18 protein-coding genes are annotated in these 21,434 nt (G+C 70.4%); 7 read left to right on the top strand and 11 right to left on the bottom strand.

Going from position 1 to position 21,434, the window contains the following annotated elements; translation table 11 throughout:
- Nucleotides 1-6 precede the first annotated feature (6 nt).
- The gene (locus tag OWM54_RS25065) at nt 7-1,872 is read right to left on the bottom strand and encodes a PAS domain S-box protein (RefSeq protein WP_255653490.1); all 1,866 of its coding nucleotides are present in this window, start codon (nt 1,870-1,872) and stop codon (nt 7-9) included.
- Nucleotides 1,873-2,040: 168 nt separating this feature from the next.
- Nucleotides 2,041-3,699: a right-handed parallel beta-helix repeat-containing protein gene (locus OWM54_RS25060; protein ID WP_267699124.1), complete on the bottom strand. Its 1,659-nt coding sequence runs from the start codon at nt 3,697-3,699 to the stop codon at nt 2,041-2,043.
- 430 nt (nt 3,700-4,129) lie between these two features.
- On the opposite strand from OWM54_RS25060, the gene OWM54_RS25055 reads away from it, so the two are divergent.
- From OWM54_RS25055 to OWM54_RS25025, 7 genes are all read left to right on the top strand, one after another.
- Nucleotides 4,130-4,879 carry an SDR family oxidoreductase gene (locus tag OWM54_RS25055; protein WP_223749609.1) on the top strand — a complete coding sequence of 250 codons (750 nt, stop codon included), beginning with the start codon at nt 4,130-4,132 and terminating at the stop codon, nt 4,877-4,879.
- A gap of 177 nt (nt 4,880-5,056) precedes the next feature.
- Nucleotides 5,057-5,623 carry a Uma2 family endonuclease gene (locus OWM54_RS25050; protein WP_267699123.1) on the top strand — a complete coding sequence of 189 codons (567 nt, stop codon included), beginning with the start codon at nt 5,057-5,059 and terminating at the stop codon, nt 5,621-5,623.
- Nucleotides 5,624-5,663: 40 nt separating this feature from the next.
- Complete coding sequence (locus tag OWM54_RS25045; protein WP_074954179.1) at nt 5,664-6,077, top strand: hypothetical protein; 414 nt, start codon at nt 5,664-5,666, stop codon at nt 6,075-6,077.
- Nucleotides 6,074-7,198: an alpha/beta fold hydrolase gene (locus OWM54_RS25040; RefSeq protein ID WP_267699122.1), complete on the top strand. Its 1,125-nt coding sequence runs from the start codon at nt 6,074-6,076 to the stop codon at nt 7,196-7,198. Before OWM54_RS25045 ends, OWM54_RS25040 begins: the two co-directional genes overlap by 4 nt.
- The gene (locus OWM54_RS25035) at nt 7,195-8,103 is read left to right on the top strand and encodes an alpha/beta fold hydrolase (protein ID WP_223749605.1); all 909 of its coding nucleotides are present in this window, start codon (nt 7,195-7,197) and stop codon (nt 8,101-8,103) included. The genes OWM54_RS25040 and OWM54_RS25035 overlap by 4 nt, the downstream gene beginning before the upstream one ends.
- Before the next feature lie 8 nt (nt 8,104-8,111).
- The gene (locus OWM54_RS25030) at nt 8,112-8,879 is read left to right on the top strand and encodes an ATP-grasp domain-containing protein (protein ID WP_267699121.1); all 768 of its coding nucleotides are present in this window, start codon (nt 8,112-8,114) and stop codon (nt 8,877-8,879) included.
- A gap of 95 nt (nt 8,880-8,974) precedes the next feature.
- Entirely contained in the window at nt 8,975-10,282 is a 1,308-nt protein-coding gene (locus tag OWM54_RS25025) for a PQQ-binding-like beta-propeller repeat protein (protein ID WP_267699120.1), read from the top strand.
- Between the two features lie 8 nt (nt 10,283-10,290).
- Here OWM54_RS25025 and OWM54_RS25020 read toward each other — a convergent pair whose 3' ends face one another.
- The 9 genes from OWM54_RS25020 to OWM54_RS24980 form a co-directional block, all read right to left on the bottom strand.
- On the bottom strand, nt 10,291-11,034 hold the full coding sequence (locus OWM54_RS25020; protein WP_267699119.1) for a queuosine precursor transporter: 744 nt from the start codon (nt 11,032-11,034) through the stop codon (nt 10,291-10,293).
- A gap of 15 nt (nt 11,035-11,049) precedes the next feature.
- On the bottom strand, nt 11,050-11,871 hold the full coding sequence (locus OWM54_RS25015; protein ID WP_267699118.1) for a dihydroneopterin aldolase: 822 nt from the start codon (nt 11,869-11,871) through the stop codon (nt 11,050-11,052).
- Nucleotides 11,868-12,593 carry an SDR family NAD(P)-dependent oxidoreductase gene (locus OWM54_RS25010; RefSeq protein WP_223749600.1) on the bottom strand — a complete coding sequence of 242 codons (726 nt, stop codon included), beginning with the start codon at nt 12,591-12,593 and terminating at the stop codon, nt 11,868-11,870. The genes OWM54_RS25015 and OWM54_RS25010 overlap by 4 nt, the downstream gene beginning before the upstream one ends.
- A 105-nt stretch (nt 12,594-12,698) precedes the next feature.
- The gene (locus tag OWM54_RS25005) at nt 12,699-13,187 is read right to left on the bottom strand and encodes a hypothetical protein (protein ID WP_223782848.1); all 489 of its coding nucleotides are present in this window, start codon (nt 13,185-13,187) and stop codon (nt 12,699-12,701) included.
- A gap of 122 nt (nt 13,188-13,309) precedes the next feature.
- A complete protein-coding gene (locus tag OWM54_RS25000) occupies nt 13,310-14,362 on the bottom strand; it encodes a hypothetical protein (RefSeq protein WP_267699117.1) in 1,053 nt (350 codons plus the stop codon).
- The gene (locus tag OWM54_RS24995; RefSeq protein ID WP_267699116.1) at nt 14,359-17,274 is read right to left on the bottom strand and encodes an IPT/TIG domain-containing protein; all 2,916 of its coding nucleotides are present in this window, start codon (nt 17,272-17,274) and stop codon (nt 14,359-14,361) included. The genes OWM54_RS25000 and OWM54_RS24995 overlap by 4 nt, the downstream gene beginning before the upstream one ends.
- 161 nt (nt 17,275-17,435) lie before the next feature.
- On the bottom strand, nt 17,436-18,896 hold the full coding sequence (locus OWM54_RS24990) for a DUF7107 domain-containing protein (protein ID WP_267699115.1): 1,461 nt from the start codon (nt 18,894-18,896) through the stop codon (nt 17,436-17,438).
- On the bottom strand, nt 18,893-20,323 hold the full coding sequence (locus OWM54_RS24985; protein ID WP_267699114.1) for a choice-of-anchor D domain-containing protein: 1,431 nt from the start codon (nt 20,321-20,323) through the stop codon (nt 18,893-18,895). The genes OWM54_RS24990 and OWM54_RS24985 overlap by 4 nt, the downstream gene beginning before the upstream one ends.
- Nucleotides 20,320-21,426 (bottom strand): vWA domain-containing protein, encoded by a 1,107-nt coding sequence (locus OWM54_RS24980; protein WP_267699113.1) that lies wholly within the window; start codon nt 21,424-21,426, stop codon nt 20,320-20,322. Before OWM54_RS24980 ends, OWM54_RS24985 begins: the two co-directional genes overlap by 4 nt.
- Nucleotides 21,427-21,434: the final 8 nt, after the last annotated feature.

The following is a 21,434-nucleotide window of genomic DNA, read 5'->3' as shown; positions in this document are numbered from 1 at the left end:
CGGGTCTCAGTCTTCATGGGAGGTCGCCTTGTCCAGGTCGAGAATCTGCTGCTCCCCCATGTAGGCCTTGGTCTCGTAGCGGGTGATCTTCCCAATCTTCCGGACGATCTCCGCCATGCGCTCCGCCTCGCGGTAGATGATGTCCACCGGCTTCCAGGCGAAGTCTTCTTCCTTCAGCTTGCGCTTGAGCAGCTCCGCGTACCCCATGACCGAGGTCAGCGGCTGATTGAGCTCGTGCGCCGCGGTGCCGGCGAGCGCGACGATGACGGCGCTCTTCTCGCTCTCCTCCAGCCGCGTCTCCGCGTCGGACAGCTTGCGCTCCAGCTTCATCCGGTCGCGCATGTCCGTGAAGATGCCGACGCTGAACGCCTCGCGCCCGCCCTCGTACACGATGGACGCCGTCATGTTCACCGGCACCCGCTCACCGGTGCGGTGCACCAGGTCCTCGCGCGTCAGCGACATGCGGCCCTTGCCGCCGTGCTCCGCTCCCCTGAGCGTGGCCATGATTCGCCGCGCCACGCCGGGCGGATAGAGCTGCTCCACGGTGAGGTTCGCCATCGCCTCCTGCGCGGTGTAGCCGCACAGCGCCTCCGCGCCCTTGTTGAAGAGGATGATGCGCCCCTTCAGGTCCGCGGCGATGATGGCGTCCACCGACGAGTCGATGAGCCGCTCCAGGAAGTCCTTCGTCTGGCGCAGCTCGTCCTCCAGCCGCCGCGCGTCGGTGACGTCGCGGAACGACAGGATGGTGGCCGCGTCCTCGTCTCGCAGCGGCGCCGCCGACATCGACAGCGTCAGCTTGCGCCCCGTGGCCGTGCACACCTCCACGTCCACGCCCGAGCGCGCCTCGCCGCGCGACGCCGCCGTCACCAGCTCCATCAGCACGCCGTCGTCCACCGGCTGCGTCACCTGGTGCAGGTGCCGCCCCCGGGCCTCGGGCGCCGGATAGTCCAGCATCGCCGCGCCGGAGGGGTTGAGCGACAGCACGCTCGCCTTGTCGTCGAGGATGGCCACACCCTCGCTGACGTGCGCGAAGAAGAGCTGGTAGGGCTTGAAGGACGCCGCCTGCTCCTCGGCCGCCAGGCGCGCCGTCTTCTCCGCCTCCGTCTGCCCGCGCACCAGCTGGAGCACCGACGCGTTGCGCAGTGCCACCGCCGTGGCGTGCGCCACCGTGGTGAGGAAGTCGATTTCGCGAGGCGTGAACGTCCGCCGCCGTCCCGCCGCGCGCAGCAGCAGCACGCCCCGCACCTCGCCTCGGATGGGCAGGGGCAGCGCGGCGATGGCGTGGATGCCCCGGGCCGCCACCGCGCGCCGCTCCACGTCGCCGAGCAGCGGATGCGTGGGCGCCTCCTCCATCACCACCGGGCGACCGGTGCGCACCACCTCGCGAATCTCCGGGTAGCGCGACAGCTCGATGCGCAAATCCTTGAGCGCCGGGTCATCGCTCGCCGCGACGATGACGCCCTCGTCCGCGTTGCGGCCGAGCATCACCAGCGTGGCGCGCGCGATGTCCAGCTTCTCCGCCAGACGCCGGGTGACGCCGTGCAGGAGCGCCTCCACGTCCGACGTCTCGGCGTAGTCGGCCGTCAGCTCCAACAGGAGCGACAAGTCCTCCTGACCGCGCTCCTGGGCCTCGCGCTCCAGGTGTCGTCCGGCGGCGCGCTGGAGGCGGAAGATGAGCTCGTGCGCGGCCACCGGCACCGTGAGCACGTCCGCAGGGCGCAGCGGCTCGGCGGCGGCGAAGCCCCGCTCGGTGGGCTCCACCAGGGCCACCAGGGTGACGTGCGAGGCGCGCGGTGAGTCGAGCAGGGCCTGGAGGTCCGGGCCACCGCCCAGCGCGGTGAGGTCCACCAGCACCAGGGCGGCGCCCTCCATGCCATCCACCACGCGCAGGCCGGCGCGCGCGGCGGACGCGGCCAGGAGCTCCCGGGCGGGCGAGGCCGGAGGCACCAGCGTGATGCCAAGAGCGAATTCCAACGGAGACGGCACGTGGAGGGTCGGGGCGGTAGGGGGGACGGTGCCCACTCTACACGCCCCGATGCCTCAGGGGCAGTCCGACTCGAATGCCCCCAGGTCGGGGGCCGTGCCACAGAAGGTCAATCCCAACCCCAGACCCGCGTTGCGACCCGCCGAGTTCGCTCCCAGACGGAAGTCCCCGGTGTCGATGTTGACGAAGGCCGGGGTCTTCTCCAACGAGCGCTTGTCCAGCCCCGTGCGAGAGCGCCAGTCCGCAAGCCCCGTGTCCGAGCCATCCACGTTGAACACGGCCGCTCCCGACGTGCGGAAGAAGAGGTTGCCGTCCATCACCGCGCCCGAGCGCCCCGAGCCTGCGCGCACATTCACCGCGCAGCCCGCGAACACGTTATTGCGCACGTCCAGGCTGGCGCTCGGCCCGGTGTCGCCGTGGCCGAAGGTGAGGCACGGCCCCGGCATGTTCCACACCGTGTTGTGCTGCACCTTGACGTCGTTGGTGGTGTCCACGCGGATGCCGCCGCCGTCCTCGCCGCCGCCCAGGCCGTCGCGGATGAGGTTGCGGCGGATGACGATGCGCGCGGGCGGCCCGTTCACCCGGTTGCCGCCGACGTTGATGGCGCGCCCGTTGCCGTAGAGCACGTTGTCCTCCACCGTCACGTCGGACGCGGACAGGTGGATGACGATGCCCTCGCCGCGCGAGGACGACGTGGCCTTGTGACCCCAGATGATGTTGTTGCGCAGGGTGACGCGGGTGCACGTCTTCACGTCCACGCCGTTCTCCCGGTTCTCGTGCAGCTCGTTGTCCTCCACGAGCAGGTTGTCGAACGGGGTGCCGGACACGGTGGCGCCGCCCTCGGGGCCGATGCACTGCACGGCGTCGCCCGAGTTGTGGTGGATGTCATTGCCGCGCACCACGACGTTCTTGGACGTCGTCTGGACGATGACGCCGTGGCTGTCGCTGCTGCCGCGGCTGAAGTTGGAGATGGTGTTGCCCTCGATGAGGATGTCGTGGGCCTTCTCCGACACGTTGAGCCCCGCGCCCGCGGTGCCGTTCTTCGCCACGCAGTCGCGCAGCACGCCGTGGTGCGCGGCGCTGCCCCGCCACAGCACGGCGAAGGTGGAGCTGCCCGCCGCGTCCAGCGTGAGCCCCTCCACGTTCCAGTACGCGCCGCGCACGTCCACCAGCGCGGACTCACCGCTGGGTTTCACCACGGGCGCGTGGCCCGGCGCCGCCTTCACGGTGAGCCGCTTCGCCTCCGAGCCTCCTCGCTCCTCCAGCTTGAGGCGCTCGGCGTAGTTGCCCGTCTTCAGATAGATGGCCTCGCCCGGCGCGATGAGCGTCAGGGCGCGCGTCACGGTGCGCAGGGGCGCGTTCTCGGTGCCGGAGGCGCTGTCGCTGCCGGAGGGCGCCACCCAGAGGATGCGCGTGTAGCTGGGCTTCGGCGGCTCGGGGGGCGGCTGCGGCTCTGGCTCCGGCGTGGGCTCTTGGGGGGTGGGGGTGGGTTCGGAGGGCTCCTCGGGGTCGGGCGAGGAGGGTTCGGGGGTGGGGTTCGTCGGCGTCGTGGGAGTGGTGGGCGCGGGTGGGTTCCCGGTGCCCGTCGAGGGTGTGCCGTCCGGAGGCGGCCTCGAGCCCGTGTTCTGCGTCAGCTCGCTCTTGCCATTGCAGGCGAGGAGGACAAGCAGGGCCACGGAGCAGCAAGCCGTCATCAGCGGTAAGCGTTGGCGCATCCGGTCGGACTCCTTGTGTGGGTCGCGGCGTGTGGGGCGCTCGCGGGGACGGCCGCCAATCGGGGCTCGCGCCCTGTTCATTCCCCGATGCAACGGCAAGCCAGGCTCGCCAGGCCGGAGGGGAAGAAGGCGAGAAACGCGATTCCAGGCGGTTGCGTGGAGCACGAAGAAGCCGTGCTGATGTTCGGACGGCCTCGGATTCGCCTCGCTATTTCGGGAGGTGTGCGGATGAAGGCGGATTCATTCCCGAGATGGGAATGCAGACTTCACTCTGGGAGAAGCCCGCTCCGGGCGGGAGCGTGCGAGCGGGGGCGCGTCGTGAAGCCGGCCCTGACGAGCCGTGGAGTGGAGGAAGGGCGGGCCTTTCCCCGTGCGCGAGCCGGTGGGCCGTGCCATCTAGCGCGCGGGCAACGCATCCGAAGGAGACGTCATGAACGTGCTGGTTACGGGAGCCACGGCCGGGTTCGGCCTGGCCATCGCGCGACGCTTCATCCAGGAGGGCGCGCGGGTCATCGCCACCGGACGCCGCACGGAGCTGTTGGAGAAGGTGCGCGCGGAGTTGGGGGAGCGGCTGTTGCCGGTGACGCTCGACGTGACGGACCGCGAGGCGGTGAAGCGGGTGGTCGACGGGCTGCCCGCCGGGTTCGCCGAGGTGGACGTGTTGGTGAACAACGCGGGGCTGGCGTTGGGGTTGGAGCCCGCGCAGTCGGCGAAGCTCGAGGACTGGGAGGTGATGGTCGACACGAACGTGAAGGGGCTCATGTACTGCACGCACGCGGTGCTGCCCGGGATGGTGGCGCGCAACCGGGGGCACATCGTGAACATGGGCTCGGTGGCCGCGGACTATCCGTATCCGGGTGGCAACATCTACGGGGCCACCAAGGCGTTCGTGCAGCAGTTCAGCCTGAACCTGCGCGCGGACCTGCTGGGCACGGCGGTGCGCGTGACGGACATCGAGCCGGGGCTCGTGGGCGGCACGGAGTTCTCCAACGTCCGCTTCCGCGGTGACGACGCCCGCGCCGCGTCGGTGTACGCCAACACGCAGCCGCTGACGCCCGAGGACATCGCGGACACGGTGCACTGGGTGGCGACGCGGCCCGCCCACGTGAACATCAACGTGATGTCGCTGATGCCCGTGGCGCAGGCCTTCGGGCCGCTCGCGGTGAAGCGTCAGGGCTGAGCGGACTGGGGCCAGCCCGGAGTTTTCGTGCTCTCCGGGTCTCATACCTGATGAGTCCTCAGGTTGATTGAGGATGTCAGAGGTATGATGCATGCTGAACGGATGAACGAGGACATCCAGCACGAGGTCAGGGGTCGGGTTGCACGGGTGGTGGTGGAGTCTCATCCTGGGGGCGACATGAGTGACGAGTCACCCATCGACAGGAGCCTCTACCGAGTGCTCGAAGAGCTTCCCGAGCATGTAGTGGGAGAGATCATCGACGGTGAGCTGCACGTCAGTCCGCGTCCGCTGCCTCCCCATGGACGTGCGGCAATCCGGCTGGCAATCGTGCTGAGTCCGTTCGAGCAGGGGCTCCGCAGGCGAGGCCCCGGGGGCTGGGTCTTCCTGCCCGAGCCCGAGCTGCATCTGGGGCCCAATGTGCTCGTGCCGGACCTGGCCGCATGGCGACACGAGCGCATGCCCGAGCTTCCACAGGTCGTGGGGATGACGACCGCTCCCGATTGGGTGTGTGAGGTCCTCTCCCCTTCCACGGCCTCCCGGGACCGGGGCGCGAAGATGAACCTGTATGCCCGCGCGGGCGTGAAGCACCTGTGGCTGTTGGACCCACGCCAGCAGCAACTGGAGGTCTACCGGCTGGAGGCCGGGCGTTGGACGCCCTGCGCCACGCACACCGGCGCCGTGAACATCCGGGCCGAGCCCTTCATCGCCCAAAACATGAATCTCGGTTCACTTTTCGAGCGCTGACCCCTGCGCTCCCGCGCACCCTTGGGCTAGCCTCAAGGCCATGAGCGACTCGGAACGTCCGCCTCCTCCTCGGGGACTCCTCGCCCGGAGCCTGAAGCTCCTGGGCCACCTCACCCATCCGGAGACGCGCACGGGCAAGGTGTTCACCCGCGCCGAACAGGGCCTCACCCGCGCCCTCTCTCGCGTCGCCGAGAGCCCCACCTATCTGCGCGCCAGCGGCACCGTGATGCGCCAGGGCCTCAACGCCCGCATCCGCCGCAACAGCTTCGTCGAAGGCGCGCTGCGCACCCTGCGCCTGCCCACCACGTCCGAGGTCGAGAACCTCCGCGACCAGCTCCGCCGCGTGAACGACCAGGTCGAGGCCCTCGGCTCCCAGTTGGAGGTCGTCGTGGACCTGCTCCACAAACAAGAGGCCGCCTCCGACACCGCGAAGAAGCCCGGTGACGCGCCATGACCGCCTCCTCGCCCCAGCGCCTGCGCTCCTTCGTCACGGGCCAGCTCCAGCTCACCCGCGCCGTCGCCCACGCGCTCAAGGCCCGCCCCTTCAACCCGTACCCGTACCTCAAGCCCTTCATCGAGCGCGCGTCCGGCGTCCGTGAGCCGCCCGTCAGCGCCACGCCCCACACCGTGGTGTACACGCGCGGCAGCATGCGGCTGCTCCGCTACGCCGCGCCCCGCCGACGCCACCGCACGCCCATCCTCTTCGTCTATTCGCTCATCAACCGCTGGTACATCCTCGACTTCCTGCCGGGCCGCAGCCTCATCGAGCACCTCACGAACGAGGGCTTCGACGTCTACGCCATCGACTGGGGCGTGCCCGGCCAGGAAGAGGAGCGCCTCACCTGGTCCGACCTGCTCGGCGGGCTCATCCAGACCGCCGTGCGCTGGACGCTCCGGGTCAGCAAGAGCCGGGATTTGACGCTCTACGGCTACTGCATGGGCGGCACGCTCGCGCTCGCGTACACGTCGCTGTATCCCGAGGGCATCCGCAACCTGGTGGCGCAGGCCACGCCCGTGGACTTCAGCAAGGGCGGCGTCTACACACTGTGGACCTCCGCCAACCACTTCGACGTGGACTCGCTGGTGGACGCCTACGGCAACGTGCCCACGCCCGTGCTGGAGAGCGGCTTCCTCATGGTGGCGCCCGTGCAGCGCGTCACCCGCTGGCTGGAGGTGTGCCGTCGCATCGACGACCCGGACTTCGTCACCACGTTCCTCGCGATGGAGCGCTGGGGCGCCGACCCCGTGCCCTTCCCCGGCGAGGTCTATCGCCAGTACATCAAGGACTGCTACCAGCAGAACCTCTTCCACCAGGGACGCATGAAGGTCGGCGGAGAGAACATCGACCTGGGACGCATCCAGGCCTCCGTGCTCAACGTCATCGCCGAGCAGGACACCATCGCCTTCCCCGCCATGAGCGAGCCCCTGGTGAAGCTGGTGGGCACGAAGGACGCCGAGACGCGGCGCTACCCCGTCGGCCACATCGGCCTGTCCGCATCCAGCAAGGGCTCCACCCACGTGTGGCCCTCCATCGCCGAATGGATTGGCGCTCGCTCGAAAGCGATGGAGTCATGAACACCGCGTTCTCGAACAGGACCTCCGGCGTGCAGGTGCGCGAAGGCTCCCTGCGACTCAAGGACGGGCGACGGCTCGCCTACGTGGAGTCGGGCGATTTGGACGGCGTCCCCGTCTTCTTCATCCACGGCAACCCGGGCTCGCGCTACATGCGCCACCCGGATGACCGCATCACCCACGGGCTCGGCGTGCGCCTCATCACGCCGGACCGCCCCGGCTACGGCCTGTCCGACCATCAACCCGGCCGCACGCTGCTCGACTTCCCGAGCGACCTGGAGCAGCTCGCCAACGCGCTGGGCATCGGGCGCTTCTCCCTCTTCGGCGTGTCCGCGGGTGGCCCCTACGCCGCGGTCTCCACGTGGCACCTGGACGACCGCATCCTCCGCGCGGCCATCGTCTCCGGCGCCTCGCCGCTCAAGCGCCCCGGGGGCATGGAGGGCGTCAATCGCGACTACCGCAACGCCTACGCCATGGCCGCCTGGCCCGAGTGGGTGCTGCACCCGCTGCTCGCGATGCATGACCGACAGGTGCGCGCGAACCCCGACCGCGCGCTCGCCGCGGTGATGGCCCACGCCTCTCCGGATGACCGTCGCGTGCTGTCCGACCCGCTCATCGCCGCGCAGGTGCAGGGCTGGCGACGCGAGGCCACGCGCAAAGGTGTCGCGGGCATCCGCCGTGAGGCCCACATCCTCGCGTCGCCGTGGGACTTCCCGCTCGAGGAGATTCGCCGCGACGTGGACCTCTGGTACTGGGACGGCGACAGCATCGTGCCGCCACAGATGGGGCGCTATCTCGCCTCGCGCATCCCCACCGCCGTGCCCCACTTCCTGCCGGGCGGAGGGCACTTCTCCCTCTATTCGCACTGGCGCGACATCCTCACGCCGCTCGCGCGCGCGGGAGGCTGAGGCACCGCATGCACGGACTGACGCGGGCCTTCATCGAGGAGGAGTCGCACGGGCGGATGGAGCCGGAGATGCGCCTGCTGCTCGAGGGCCTGCGCGCGCTGGGCATCCCCACGGAGTGCTTCACCGCCAAGCGCCTGGAGCGGCGACAGCTCCCGCTGACCCCGGACACGCTCGTCGCGGGCTATGTGCCCACGGTCCTGGGCGCCTTGAAGCAGCTCGGAATCGAGCCGCCCCCCACCCGGGACTATCCCTCCTGCCTCACGCCCTTCCTCCACCGCCGGTTGTGGAGCAGCACGGTGGGCGAGCTCACCGCGAGGGTGCTCGATGTCTCCAGTCCCCCTGTGTTCGCCAAGCCCCAGGGGCGCAGGAAGCGCTTCACGGGGCATGTCTTCCAGAGTGCCGACGATTTGCTCTTCCTCGAGAGGGCGTCTCGGGCCACGCCGCTCCTCTGCTCGGACGTGGTGCAGTGGCGCACCGAGTACCGCGTCTTCGTGGCGCAGGTCACATCCGTGGGCATCCGTCACTACGCGGGGGACCCCACCGTCGCGCTCGACGAGGAGCGCGTGCGCGAGGCCCTTCGTCTGCTGGAGACCTCCGGGGAGGCCACCGCGGGCTACGCCGTGGACTTCGGCGTGCTCTCCTCGGGGGAGACCGCCCTCGTGGAGTGGAATGACGGCTTCTCGCTGGGCGCCTATGGCCTGGAGAGCGGGCCCTACACGGCGCTGACCCTCGCGCGCTGGCGCGAGCTGACCCGCTCGCGCGCCTCCCTGCCCTGACTTCGTTCAGTCCCCAACGCCCACCTTGCCTCCGGGAGCATCGGACCCCAGCTTGGCCACCGGCCGGAGGACGAGCAGATTCACGGGGAATGAACATGGGACGGTGGCGGGCAAGCACGGCGGGGCTGATGCTGGGCATGTGGACCGTGCTCGGCTGTGGTGGGAGCGACGCCCCCATCGAGCCTCCTCCGCGCGAGGAGGAACCTCCTCCGCAGCCTCCCGAGCCTCCGAAGCTCGAGCCCGGTGACGCGCGGTGGACCGTCCACTCGCGGCTCCCCGGACAGCAGGAGGTCGTGGCCCTGGCCTCGGATGGGCTCGGCGGCCTGGTGCTCCTGGGCACCTCGCGGGCCACGGGCACCTCCGGTCCCACATCGGTGGAGGCGAACGGCACGTCGCTCGTGCTGTCGCATCACGATGGCGCGGGGCAGGTGCTTTGGACGCGGACCTTCACGGCCGAGCCCTCCTCGGAGGGAGGCCCCGCCATCGCGCACGCGCAGCTGTTGGGCATCGCCTCCACGGCGGAGCTCTTCATCGCCGGCAAGGTGGAGGGACGGCTGCGACTGGGCGAGACGCTCATCGCCGACAGCCACTTCGTGGCGAAGCTGGCCGCGGACGGCTCGCCGCAGTGGGCCCGCTCGACGGGCACGCTCAAGGCGCTGACGCCGGACATCGAGGGTGAAGTGGTGGTGGCGCACGGACGGCTGGTCACGCGCTACGACGCGCGAGGCACCGTCCGGTGGTCCCAGGAGCTCCCCGCGATGTCCTCGGCGTCCGCCGTGGCGTTGGACCCGGATGGCGGCGCGGTGCTCGTGGGCCAGCGGCCCCTGGCGCCGTTCGAGAGCATCGGCTTCATCGCCCGGCTGTCACCCGTCGGCGAGGTGTACTGGGAGCTGGAGGTGGGCCCCGACGCACCGAACTTCACGCACGTCGCCTTCGCCGCGGACGGCGGGCTGCGCTTCACCGGCGACTTCGCGGGCACCCTGCACTGGGGTGGCTCCGTGCTCTCGCCCACCTGTGATGCGCGGGGCTGTCCGCGCGCCGCGTTCATCCTCGCGGCGGATGCGGCGGGACGCCCCCTGTGGGGACACGCGCTGACGGGCACGGCGTCGGCGGAGGCCAGCGGCGCGCGGCTCACGTCGGATGTGAACGGCGGCACAGCGGTGCTCTTCCGCCATGGCTGCGGCTCGGAGCTGGCGCGACTCAGCGCCCGGGGAGCGCTGTCGTGGAGAGCCCCCTATGCCACCGAGCCCTGCGCGCCGGGGCTCCAGCTGCGGGACATCACCTTCCTGCCAGGAGGCGACCTCGCGAGCGCGGGCTCGTTCACCGGCACGCGGGCCTTCGGCGCCCAGGAGCCCTTCACCGCCGACGACACCGACACCTTCCTCCAGCGCCTGGTGCCGTGAGCCCCGCCTCAGGCGGCGCGCGACTGCGCGGGGGCTGCGAGGTCCGCGGCAGGCTCGGGCTCACCGTCCGCGCCCAACACCAGGGGCTTGATGCCCAGCTTGCGCTCCACCAGCGAGTGGCCCAGGTAGATGAACGGCGTCAGGCCCACCGCCACGAGCACCTTCACGACGTAGGACGAGAGCACGATGCCCACGATGACCTTCGTGGGCAGCACGCCCGTCCACGCGACGAACTGCATCACCACGGTGTCGATGAGCTGCGACACCAGCGTGGAGCCCGTGGCGCGCAGCCACAGGAGCCGGTTCTTCGTGACGCGCTTGAGCAGGTTGAACAGGGCGATGTCGGTGAACTGGCCCACCAGATAGGCCGCCATCGACGCGACGAGGATGCGCTGCGAGCCGTCGAAGACGTTGTTGAACGCGCTCTCCACCGTGCCCTGGTAGTCCGGCGCGCGCGTCAGCGGCGCGATGGGCACCCGCACCGCGATGGCAATCACCGCGAAGGCGAAGATGGCCATGAAGAAACCCACCCACGTGACGAAGCGGGCCGTCCTCTTGCCGTAGAACTCGTTGAGGATGTCCGTCAGCAGGAACGTCACCGGGAAGGGCAGGATGCCGATGGACATCACCGCCACCACGCCGCCCAGGTGCACCTCGAACAGCTTCACGGCGATGAGGTCTCCCACCACCAGCGCCGTGACGAACACCGCCGCCAGCACCACGAAGAGCTGCATCCGTCTGTCGAGCTGCATGGTGTCGCGTCGTCCTCAGGGCAGCGTGTCGGCGGCCAGGCCCGGCGCCGCGGGCTCGTCGAGAGGGTAATAGGAAGTCCCGACGAGGGCCTCGTGCACCCGGGGCGCCTCGGACGTCACGACGCGGGGCCGAGACACCCGCAGCACCGTCTGCTCCTGCGTCGAGGGGTTGTCGTAACGGCGCGCCAGGGACGGGGCATCATGGAACGCCATGCCTCGCGCCACGGGGTGGCCCCGCATCAGGAGCTCCGGCCCCAGCACCAGGTCGCTCGCCTCCACCGCCGCCTCCTCGCTCGCCGGGAGACTGCCACCAGGCTTCACGCGAAGACGGTGCACGCCATAGCCCGCGCCCTCGTGGATGACGTCCAGGCGGCCGAAGGAGCGCTCCTCGGAGGCGTAGCTCATCTGCTCGGCCGTGCGGTGCACCTGGAGCGATGGCAGCGCGAGCCCACCGAGCGCCAGGGGCTTGATGACTCGCACCGTGGCCGCCTGCACCTGCGCGCGCGGCACATCCTGGGTGGGCGGCACGAGCAGGTAGCGGCTCACCGCCTCCACGGCGGACTCCAGCAACTCGAACCGACACGCCTCCAACAGGAAGCGCAGCTCGCCCGCCAGTCGCCCGTAGTTGACGGTGTGCGCGAGCCGTCCGCCCGTGGCGGCGTTGCGCGTGTCCAGGAACAGGGCCACGTCCAACCGCAGCGGCTGGGCCAGCACGCGCTCGCGGTTGTACACGCCCACGATGCAGTCCACCGTGAGGCCGCGCAGCTCGATGACATCCAGCGAGTGCCCCTGGCTGTCGCGCACCACGGGAGGATGGAAGGCCAGCTCGGCGCTCACAGCATCACGCTCCTGCCCCCGTCGACGGCGATGACCTGCCCGGTGATGTAGGGGGCGTCCTTCGCGAGGAAGACGACGGCGCGCGCCACGTCCTCCACGCTGCCCTCGCGCCCCATGGGGATGCGGCGCAGAATCTGCTCGCGCGCGACGGCGTCGAAGCTCTCCGGGAAGGCGGCCACGCCGGGCGATACGGCGTTGACCCGCACGCGCGGGGCCAGCTCCACCGCCAGCGCGCGCGTCAACATCAGCAGGCCCGCCTTGCTCACCGAGTAGTGCGCGAAGTGGCTCTCCGGCCGCTCGCCCGCGATGTCGCAGATGTGGACCACCACGGGGTCCTTCCCCGCGAGCAGCGAGGGCAACAGCGCCTGCGTGAGGAAGAAGGGCGCGTCCAGGTTGACGCCGAGCATGGTGCGGTACTGCTCGCGCGAGATGTCCTCGAAGGGCACACGCTCGTAGAGGCCCGCGTTGTGGACGACGACATCGAGCGCGGGCCAGGCCTCGCGCACGCTCGCGCCCAGGGCATCCACCGCCTCGGGGCGGCTGAGGTCAGCGGCGTGCACGGTGACCCGGCGGCCCAGGGCGCGCAGCTCGTCCGCCAGCGAGCTCAGCGGCTCCAGCGAGCGGTTCGCGTGCAGCGCGACGTCATATCCGGCATGGGCCAGCGCCCTCGCCACCGCCTGACCGATGCGGATTCCTGCTCCGGTGATGAAGGCCGTCCCCATGCGGCGCACTGACTAACAGGCCCCGCTGAAAAGTCGAAGGGCGATGCCGGATACCCCCGTATCCCGGCACCGCCCCTCGTCCCCTTGGAGGTCTTTCAGCGAGTGCTACCGGACGTAGCTGGCCGGGTGCACGCGGTTGGAGCGCCAGTCACCGCCACGGTCGTAGGACACCCACACCCACTCCGTGGTCTGCACGTAACGGCCCGGCACCCACTGGTTCTCGTAGTAGCCACCGGTGCAGCGGGTGACGCGGTGACGGCGGTTGCCGCGCTCCTGGCAGACTTCCGGCACCCACACCTGGTCGTAGCGACCCTCGACCCAGCGGCTCACCGTCTGCATCTCGTAGCGGCCCTGCGAGCGCGGCGGCGGACGCGGCGCCGGAGCGTGGTGGCAGTGGCCGTTGTGGACGTGGGCCTCGTAGCGGTCGGGACGGGGACCGCGGTCGTCATGGCGGTCGTCGTGGCGGCGGTCATCGTTGCGGCGGGCCTGCTGCGTGGCCCAGTCGCGCATGCTGCTGTCGGCCGCGAGGGCCGTCGAGGAACCGAAGAACAGGGTGCCGAGAGCCAGGGTCGCGAGAGCAGTCTTGAAAGCCATGTCGTCCATCCTCCGTCGTGTTGCACCTTCTGACGGGGCACCCCCAGGAACATTCAAACACCAGGAGTTCCGCCCCCTCCGGACATAGGGGGGCGATGTAGGACATGGACTCCACGGAGGCGTCAGCGAGGAGCGACCTCGGCACAGGTGAGGCCCTCCTCGGGCGCGCAGTTGCGGCCCACGAGGCAGCCCCCCGCGCCCTGGTGGTCCACACAGCGGATGGGGCGACAGTCGACGTCACTGCCACACGCGCGACGGCTCACCGTGCACGTGCCCTGGCTGCACGCGTCCTGCACGCAGTCGGTGTCCTGCTGGCAGGTGCAGAAGCCCTCCACGTCGCCCTCCGCGATGGAGCAGCGCCCAGCGCACGCGCCGACTTCCTGGCCCTGGGTCTTCACGCACTGACCGCCGCGTCCGCAGTGTGAATCCTCGCGGCACGGCAGCGACGGCGAGGGCGCGCACTCCGCATCCGAGCGGCAGCGCGCACGGCTGGCGACGACCACCACGTCCGCGCACTGGTAGCCGTGGGGACAGCCCTGTCCCTCCGAGCAGTCCGCGCCGCAGAAGGCGGTGCCGGGGCTCGCGGTCTCCCGCAGACAGAAGTTGGCGCCACGGCCGCAGACCTGGAGGCCGCCGCCGTACGTGCAGCTCGCGCAGTAGGGACGGCGCACGGGGTCGAAGTCGCTGAAGCATGTCGCGGCACCGCAGCGCTCGCCGAAGGCACAGTCGCTCGCGTCCGCGCAGAAGCCCGCGTCGCAGACACCGAGCGCACAGGCCGCGCGGCCCTCGGGCGTGGTGGCGTCACAGAGGCATGGCGCGTCCTGGCAGCGACAGGCGGTGCCTGGACAGTCTCCGGAGGAGCGGCAGCCCGTGACACAGGTGGTCCGCGACACGTCGCAGACTTCGCCCAACGGGCAGTGCACATCCGTGGCGCAGCGCCCTCGCGTCAGACAGGTGCCGGTGCTCGTGTCGCAGAAGAGGGAGTCGTCGGCGCAGTCGGCGTTCGACTCGCAGCCAGCGCGGTCCTGGCAGAAGCCCGCGGAGTTGCACCACTCCGTGGGCGAGCCACAGTCCGCGTCCACCCGACAGCCCTCCGAGTCCACGGAGGAGTCACTCGGACACGCGGCGAGGAGGAGCAACAGGGGCACGGCGAGCCACGTCCAACGGCGCATCACGGGTCGAAGACCTCCGAGCGCCCGAGGACATACGCCGTCCAGGTCGCCGTGGACAACGCGTCATGGGTCCATTGCGAGTACTCGAAGCGGGGGACTCGCGCGAGGGAGAGGTCGGCTCGCAGTCGCGCGCCTTCGGGCAGTTCTGCGCGGAGTGCCGCGAGCGCGGGTCCGGGGAGCGTCACCTGCGTCTGCCCTCCCGGGAGCACGGCCGTCCAGCGGACGCCGCCCTCCGTTCCGGGCGCGAGCAGGGTGAGCAACTGCACCTCGGGCGTGGCGGTGGAGGCCGTGGGCGTCCAAGACACCGTGCCCTCGAAGCGAGCACCCGGCTGGGTGAAGACAGGCAGTGGCAACATCGGCGCGAGTGTCACGCCTCCGTTCAGGGCTCCCGGCTGACGGTGGTACAGCAGGCTCTGGGGATACGCGGTGGCTCCTCGCAGCAGGTCGAGGAAGAGCAGGTTCGCGCCGTCCACGTGGGGAAGTTGTGGGAAAGCGAGGCGCGGTCCGGGTCCTTCGATGCTCGTGTAGAGGCGCGTGCCCGTGCCCCAGTTGTGGGGATGGGGCACGAGGCCCTCCGCGCCCAGGTCCAACCAGGCGTAGACCTGATGCCGTCCCTCGCCTCCCGCGATGACGAGTGGGCCCTCCACGGTGAGCGGTGCGGTGACATCCAGGTGCATGTCGAAGATGACATCCTGGTTCTCCGCCGCCCGCGTCCCCGAGGCCGCGACACCTCGGCGGATGCCGAGCAGATAGGGCTCGAAGTCCACGCCGTCCCTGAGCACCCCCAGCACCGCGTACACGGCGCGCAGCCCGGGCTGGGCCAGGACGAGGAAGGAGCCTCCGTCCTCGCGGATTCGCCAGGTCTCCGCGCGACGGTCGCCCGTTCCCGTGAACGGTGGACCCGACGCGGGGCTGGATTGGGCCACGAAGACTCGCGCCTCGAGCACCTCATTGGCGCCAAGAGGTCGCGGGGGCTTGAAGCCTCGCACGCGGCCGGAGACGCGCGCGGTCGCGGGCACGGGCGGATTGCCGGGGTTGCCCTCACGGTCGAGACGGCGCAGGTACACCGTCAGGTTCTCCGAGCGGATGCCCGCCACCGTCACCACGTCGTGGCCCGGCTTGAAGACCGTGATGACCTGCGCGCCCGCGATGCGTGGGTCCGAGAGCGTGAGCTGTCCTCGCGCGTCCGTGCCGCCATGGAGGAGGGGCGTGGGGTCCGGGCCCAGCAGCACCGTGGCTCCCGAGACGGGTTGGCCATAGCTCCCCGATGACGTGTCGAGCACCGTGACGTTCAACGTGCCCATCAGGGGCTCGCCGGAGAGACCTCCGGGGCCTCGTGGGTCGAAGTAGTGGAAGGACTCGGGGAGCGCCGAGCGCTGTGAGCCATGGACGACGGCGACCTCCACGGGTCCCTGGATTCGTGAGGCCGGGATGCGACAGGTCAGCGTGTGCGCGTCGTGGATGAGCACGTCGGTGGCGGGTTCTCCTCCGAACGTGACGGACGTTCCGTCGACGAAGCCCGCGCCTCTTACCGTGACCCGGGCGCCCCCAGCGACGGCACCACGGGAGGGCTCGACCTGGGACAGGGTGAGCGCGGCTTCGTAGGTGAAGGACGCTGGAAGCAGCGCTTCGTTCTCCGGGTCGCTCGCGGAGGAGACATGGAGCGAGTGCGGCCCCGCGCCTCCTGGTGGTGTGAGGAAGCGCAGCTCCGTCTCGCTCGACTCCGTGACTTGTGGCGCGGAGAGTGCGCCGACGTGCACCACGGCGTCTGGAGGCAGTGCGGTTCCCGTGAGTCGAGCCTGGGTTCCGCCTGTCGCGGGCCCATGGTCCGGCGTCACCTGGTCGAGCGCGAGACGGAAGGTGTAGCCCTGGGTGAGGCTCGCGCTCATGGCGCCGGATTGGACACTCACGGAGACCGTGCGCGGGAGCGTCTCCCGGGGAGGGACCCGGACCGTGGCGGTCGTCGCGGTGGCACTCACGAGCTGCGCCTGGACGGCATCGAAGGTGACGGACAGGTCGGGCGCATCGAGCGAGGTCCCCATCAGCGTCACGGTGCCATCGTCCCGGGCTCCGACTCTCGGGAAGACTCCATGCAGGGCGAGCGGTGCACTCGGGGAGTCGTCCACGTAGGCGAAGCCCTGGCGCACGGTCCAGGTGCCTCTCGGCGTGACGATGCGGATGGGCACGACTCCGATGGACGGTGCGGGTGGAGTGGTCACCACGATTCGCGTGGAGGACTCCACCCGTAGCGCGGTGGCGGGTGTGTCTCCGAGGAGGACTTGAGTCGCTCCCTCGAAGCCCTGGCCCGTGATGACGGTGACAGTGCCTCCCTCTCTTGGACCCGTGAGCGGTGAGACCTGGGTGACGCGCGTGTCCTCGAGGTAGCGATACGCGCGTCGGAGCACGTCACCGACACCGTGGCCCTGGACTCGCACGTCCACGGAGCCAGCTACGCGCCCCCTGGGGACGAGGACACGGAGCTCCGACGAGGAGACTCGCGTGACCGAGGGACTCGCCATGTCACCGAAGAGGACCTGGAGCCCCGGCCCCTCAGGGAAGCCCTCGCCGAGCATCGACACGGTCTCTCCTCCGGAGAGCGCCCCCGTGTCCTCCGAGAGCGCGCGGACGTCGAAGCTCTCGACGTAGGTGAAGCAGGACTCACAGACTGCCGTGCCGTTCGGGTTCTGGAGCGTGAGGTCCACTGTGCCTGCCACTCCAGGAGGCGTGCGCAGGTCGAGGGTGGCGTCGTCGATGAGCTGGAAGTCACGGACGGGATTCGAGCCGACTCGCAGCGTCGTGCGCGCTGCTGCTTCGGGTGCGGTACGGGCCACGCCCTCGACGAAGCCTCGGCCCTTCAGCGTCACCCAGGTCCCGCCGCCCCGCCCACCTCGCGCGGGCAGCGCGGACTGAATCACCGGCGCGCTCGGTGCGCCCGCATCGGCGTGGGTCCCCGCGTCTTGCGCTCCCGCATCAGGAACACTCCCTGCGTCTGGCGGAATCCCTGAGGGGCGTGGGGAGCCACCACATGCCGCGAGCAACGTGGCGAGGAGGATGAACACCCGCGATGACGTGGTCCTCATGGGAGCCACTCCACCTGGAGCGTGTAGCCGTTCGTCGTGCGCGCATCATCACCAGTGACCCTGGCCGTGAGCGACTGGCCCTGCACCGCCGACGCGGGCAGCTCCACCGTGGCACCCGTCGTGTCGATTGAGCACCCCAGCTCGGTGCCACCCTTCAGGACACACAGGCGCAGCAGCCCGCGGTCCGCCGTGTAGCCCGACAGTGACACCCGTGCGCCACGTGAGGGCGGCACCGAGAACCGCAGGTGGTCCGCATCCCCGGGACAGAGCATCCCGTCCAGCCTCAGGTCCTCCGGCAACGCCGTGGCCGTCTCGACCGTGTCGTTCGGCTCGTGGTCGTCATCGTCGCAAGGTGTTCCCCGCGAGAGGAAGAAGCCCACGTCGTAGGCTCTCGGCACCGCGTCCCGGGAGGCGATGCGAACCGTGTACAGGCCTCGCTCCGCGACGACATGCGACAACCGGAAGCGCCCCGTCGCCAGCACCCTTCCACTCGCATCCTGGAGGGACGAGGAGAACACCGGCTCCGCGAACACCTCCGCCTCCACATTCACACCGAGCTGGTCACCCCGCTCCAACGTGAGCGAATAGTGGTCCACGTCACCTGGGCACAGGGTGAGCCGCACATGGCGACTCGCGCTCACGGGATGGGCCGTGGCCACGGTGTCATTGGGCTCCAGCACGTCCGGCTGGCAGCTCCTGGGGATGCAGGCCCTGCTTCCGAGGTCACAGCGTCGGTCTGACTCACAGTCGTCGTCCGAGGAGCAGGGCGGCAGGCTCGGCAGGCACTGCCCACTCGCCAGGTGACACACGTGGGGCACCGTGCAGTCTCGGTCCGAGTAGCACCTCGGCGTCACCGTGCAGCGGCCCGCGGCGTCACAGGTGAAGCCCACCGCGCAGTCCGAGTCCTCCTCGCACCGCACACAGCGCTCGTTTGAGCAGTGCTCCCCTTCCGCGCAGACCGCCGACGCGGTGGCCTCGGTGCAGCGTGGCACACAGGCATGCAGGCCCGGATTGCAGCGCCCCTCAGCGCCGCAGTCCGAGTCCTCGATGCACCCGAGGTCCTCCTCGCACACGAGCGTGCCCGCGTTGCACCGCTCACCTGTCGGACATTCCTCACGTGTGCCCATCGGGCACAGCACCACGTCGGCCCTCGCCCGGCACAGTCCCTGGCGACACCACTGTCCCAAGCCGCAGTCCGCGTGCGCCACGCACGCCTCGCCCCAGCCCTCGCGCGCGACACAGGCTCCGGCCTCGCAGCGCTCACGGAGCCGACACTGACCGCTCGACTCACAGGCGCCACACACTTCGGCGAGCGTGCAGACCTGCCCTCCATCACAGTCCTCGCGCCGTGCACAGGTCTTCGGGCCGGGGTCCACATCCGGCTCCGGTGGCATCTTCTCCGTGGAGGAACAGGCGAAGAGCCAGCACAGCCCCAACAGCCACCACCCCGTCCTCACGGCGCCTCCGTGACGACACCCGAGGGCCACTGCACGTCCGCCACCGTCCACACCTCGCCCTGGCGCGACAGGGTGCGACGGAACTCGCCCTTCAGCACTCCCCGGTCATACACCCGCACCGTGGCCTCACTGCGCGGGTCCACGGCGCCGTTCTCGCGCGAGAGCACCACCGCGACCCGGTACGGGCCTGACACGGGGCGCTCGTAGCCGAAGACCTCCGGACCGAAGCCCGTCAGCCGATCCCTCAACAGCTCCGGGTCCTCAGCGAATCCGGGTGCGCCCCAGTCGGGACGCGGGTTCGCGTAGTGACAGTCATCGACGGACCCCAGCACCGCGTCCACGCCTCGCAGCACGTGCAGGTCCAGGTCCGTCTCCGCGTGGTTCCACGTCACGCCCACCCACAGTTGTTGGGCGGGAACCGCCACGACTCGCGCACGCGTGGGTTGCAGGCTGCGCGCGCCCGCCGCATCCGTCACCGTGAGCGCCACCTCGTACTCACCCGACACCACCGGGTCCAAGCGCAACACGCTGCTGGACGCCCCTGGGGACAACACCTGCGCACGCGCGCCCACGGGCAGCGAGACCAGCTCCCAGGCGTACGTGAGCGGACCGTCTCCATCCGGGTCCATCGAGGCCGTGCCCTCCAGCACCACTTCGCCTCCCGGCACGCTCTCGCCCGGAGCGCTCACCACGGGCACCGGCGCGAGATTCACGCTGCCTCGCAGCTGCATTCGCGCCTCGCGCTGGTCCGGGTCCGTGGTCCGCAGCACCAGGGCTCCACTCACGTCCTCGGCGGCGACACCGGACGGCACCCCGTATTGCACCGACACCTCGACCTCACTCGCGAGGTCCAGCACCGCGGGCGTCCGCGTGGAGCCCACGAGCTGGAACACAGGAGACGCAGGCGATTCGAGCGTCAGTGACTCCAGCACGAGCGGCGCGCTCCCTCGCGAGCGAAGCCTCACCGGCCGCACCACGACATGTCCCTCGGCGACCCGCCCGAAGTCGAGCAACGCGGGCTCCAGCTCCAGCGCCGCGGCCGTGCGCCCCTCTCCTCGCAGCGACACCTCGACGTCCTCTTGAATGGGGTCGTCCGTGCGCAGCACCAGCGTCGCCGTGTAGCTCGACTCACGCGGCGGCACGAAGGCCAGCACCAGTGGGGTCTCTGCCTGCGCGGGCACCTCCTCGGGAACGGAGATGATTCGGAACGGGCTGCCGTCCTCCTTCACCACCGCGCTCACCACTCGCAGCGACGCGCGTCCCACGTTCACCAACGGCAGGGACACCTTGCGTTCGTTCAGCGCGGGCACGGCACCGAAATCCAGTGTGGACGCGGGCGCCACCCAGCGCGGCACCACCGAGGACGGCGGCGCGTCCCTCCCACAGGCCGCCACCAACAGCCAGCACACGAGCCACCCGCGCCTCACGACCCCTCCTCCACGTACTCCAGCTCCACCCGCGACCCCAGCCCCGGCACCGAGTCCCCCGCGAAGAACACCGTCCCACGCTCGGGTTGGTACACCCACCCGTGCTCGCCTCCCGCCTCGGGGACGCACACCACCTCGAGCGCATCCGCCAACCGCCCCTCGCAAGCCGCGCGGTCCACCGACACACAGGCCCTCAGAGAGGACTCCGGCGTCCCACAGGCGTGGCGAACACGGACCCTCAGCGAGTCCTTCCGAGGCACACGCGCGAGCGCGAACGAGCGCCTCAGCCCCACCGCGCTCGTCGCCAGCGTGCGCAGCGTCTCGGCGAAGTCCTCGTCGCAGATGCTCCCCAGCGCTCCGCCCATCCAGGACACGAGCTCCGCGTACCGCGCCCCCGGCTCCGCGCCACAGCCATTCGAGGGCACATCCCCGATGATGGCCGACGCCACCACCGTCCCGTCATTGCCCAGCCCCTTGGCTCGCGAGAACTCCCGCCAGTACATGCGCACGTCGTGCGGCGAGCGGTCGTCCTCGTCCGTCACGAACGCCAGATACAGCCACGCGTCCGGACGCAGGAACTCCACCGCATGTGTCGCGCGACACGCCTCCCGACACGCATCCGTGGCGCAGCTCGACACGCAGGCCGCTCGCGCCTCCAGCACCGGCGCGTTCTCGCGCGCCAGCCGCTCCAGCACCTGACGCGCGGCCTCCAGCCCCGTCTCGTACGCGCTCCCTCCCGTCCCCACTCGCACGCTGTCCGCGAAGGCCTGCTCCAGCCCCGGCGTGTCCGGACGCAGAACCCGCGGCGTGCCCACCAGCTCCCCGGGACGCGCGAAGGTGTCCGTGGTCGCCACGCCCATGCGGTAGTCGATGCGCCCTTCGCGAAAGAGCGAGATGAACGCCTGGAAGTTGCGCGCGAGCGACTCCTGGCGAGGCGCCATGGAGGCCGAATCATCCACCACCCACAACACATCCACCGCCGACGCCGAGCGCTGCGCGTACGTATCGACGTGGAAGCCCGGCGGGAGCGACGGCACCAATCGCTCATCCCGACAGTCGACGAAGAGGAGCGCCAGGAAGGCGACGACGGCGACACGGCGCATCCGCCCAG

Origin of the sequence: Myxococcus sp. MISCRS1, assembly GCF_026626605.1 — a bacterium.
Lineage (GTDB): Bacteria > Myxococcota > Myxococcia > Myxococcales > Myxococcaceae > Myxococcus > Myxococcus fulvus.
This window is presented reverse-complemented; position numbering and strand designations above follow the sequence as displayed.

Coding starts and splice junctions, on each gene's coding strand:
- OWM54_RS25065 (WP_255653490.1), bottom strand. CDS start 1,872: ATGGAGGGCGCCGCCCTGGTGCTGGTGGACCTCACCGCGCTGGGCGGT.
- OWM54_RS25060 (WP_267699124.1), bottom strand. CDS start 3,699: ATGCGCCAACGCTTACCGCTGATGACGGCTTGCTGCTCCGTGGCCCTG.
- OWM54_RS25055 (WP_223749609.1), top strand. CDS start 4,130: ATGAACGTGCTGGTTACGGGAGCCACGGCCGGGTTCGGCCTGGCCATC.
- OWM54_RS25050 (WP_267699123.1), top strand. CDS start 5,057: ATGAGTGACGAGTCACCCATCGACAGGAGCCTCTACCGAGTGCTCGAA.
- OWM54_RS25045 (WP_074954179.1), top strand. CDS start 5,664: ATGAGCGACTCGGAACGTCCGCCTCCTCCTCGGGGACTCCTCGCCCGG.
- OWM54_RS25040 (WP_267699122.1), top strand. CDS start 6,074: ATGACCGCCTCCTCGCCCCAGCGCCTGCGCTCCTTCGTCACGGGCCAG.
- OWM54_RS25035 (WP_223749605.1), top strand. CDS start 7,195: ATGAACACCGCGTTCTCGAACAGGACCTCCGGCGTGCAGGTGCGCGAA.
- OWM54_RS25030 (WP_267699121.1), top strand. CDS start 8,112: ATGCACGGACTGACGCGGGCCTTCATCGAGGAGGAGTCGCACGGGCGG.
- OWM54_RS25025 (WP_267699120.1), top strand. CDS start 8,975: ATGGGACGGTGGCGGGCAAGCACGGCGGGGCTGATGCTGGGCATGTGG.
- OWM54_RS25020 (WP_267699119.1), bottom strand. CDS start 11,034: ATGCAGCTCGACAGACGGATGCAGCTCTTCGTGGTGCTGGCGGCGGTG.
- OWM54_RS25010 (WP_223749600.1), bottom strand. CDS start 12,593: ATGGGGACGGCCTTCATCACCGGAGCAGGAATCCGCATCGGTCAGGCG.
- OWM54_RS25005 (WP_223782848.1), bottom strand. CDS start 13,187: ATGGCTTTCAAGACTGCTCTCGCGACCCTGGCTCTCGGCACCCTGTTC.
- OWM54_RS24980 (WP_267699113.1), bottom strand. CDS start 21,426: ATGCGCCGTGTCGCCGTCGTCGCCTTCCTGGCGCTCCTCTTCGTCGAC.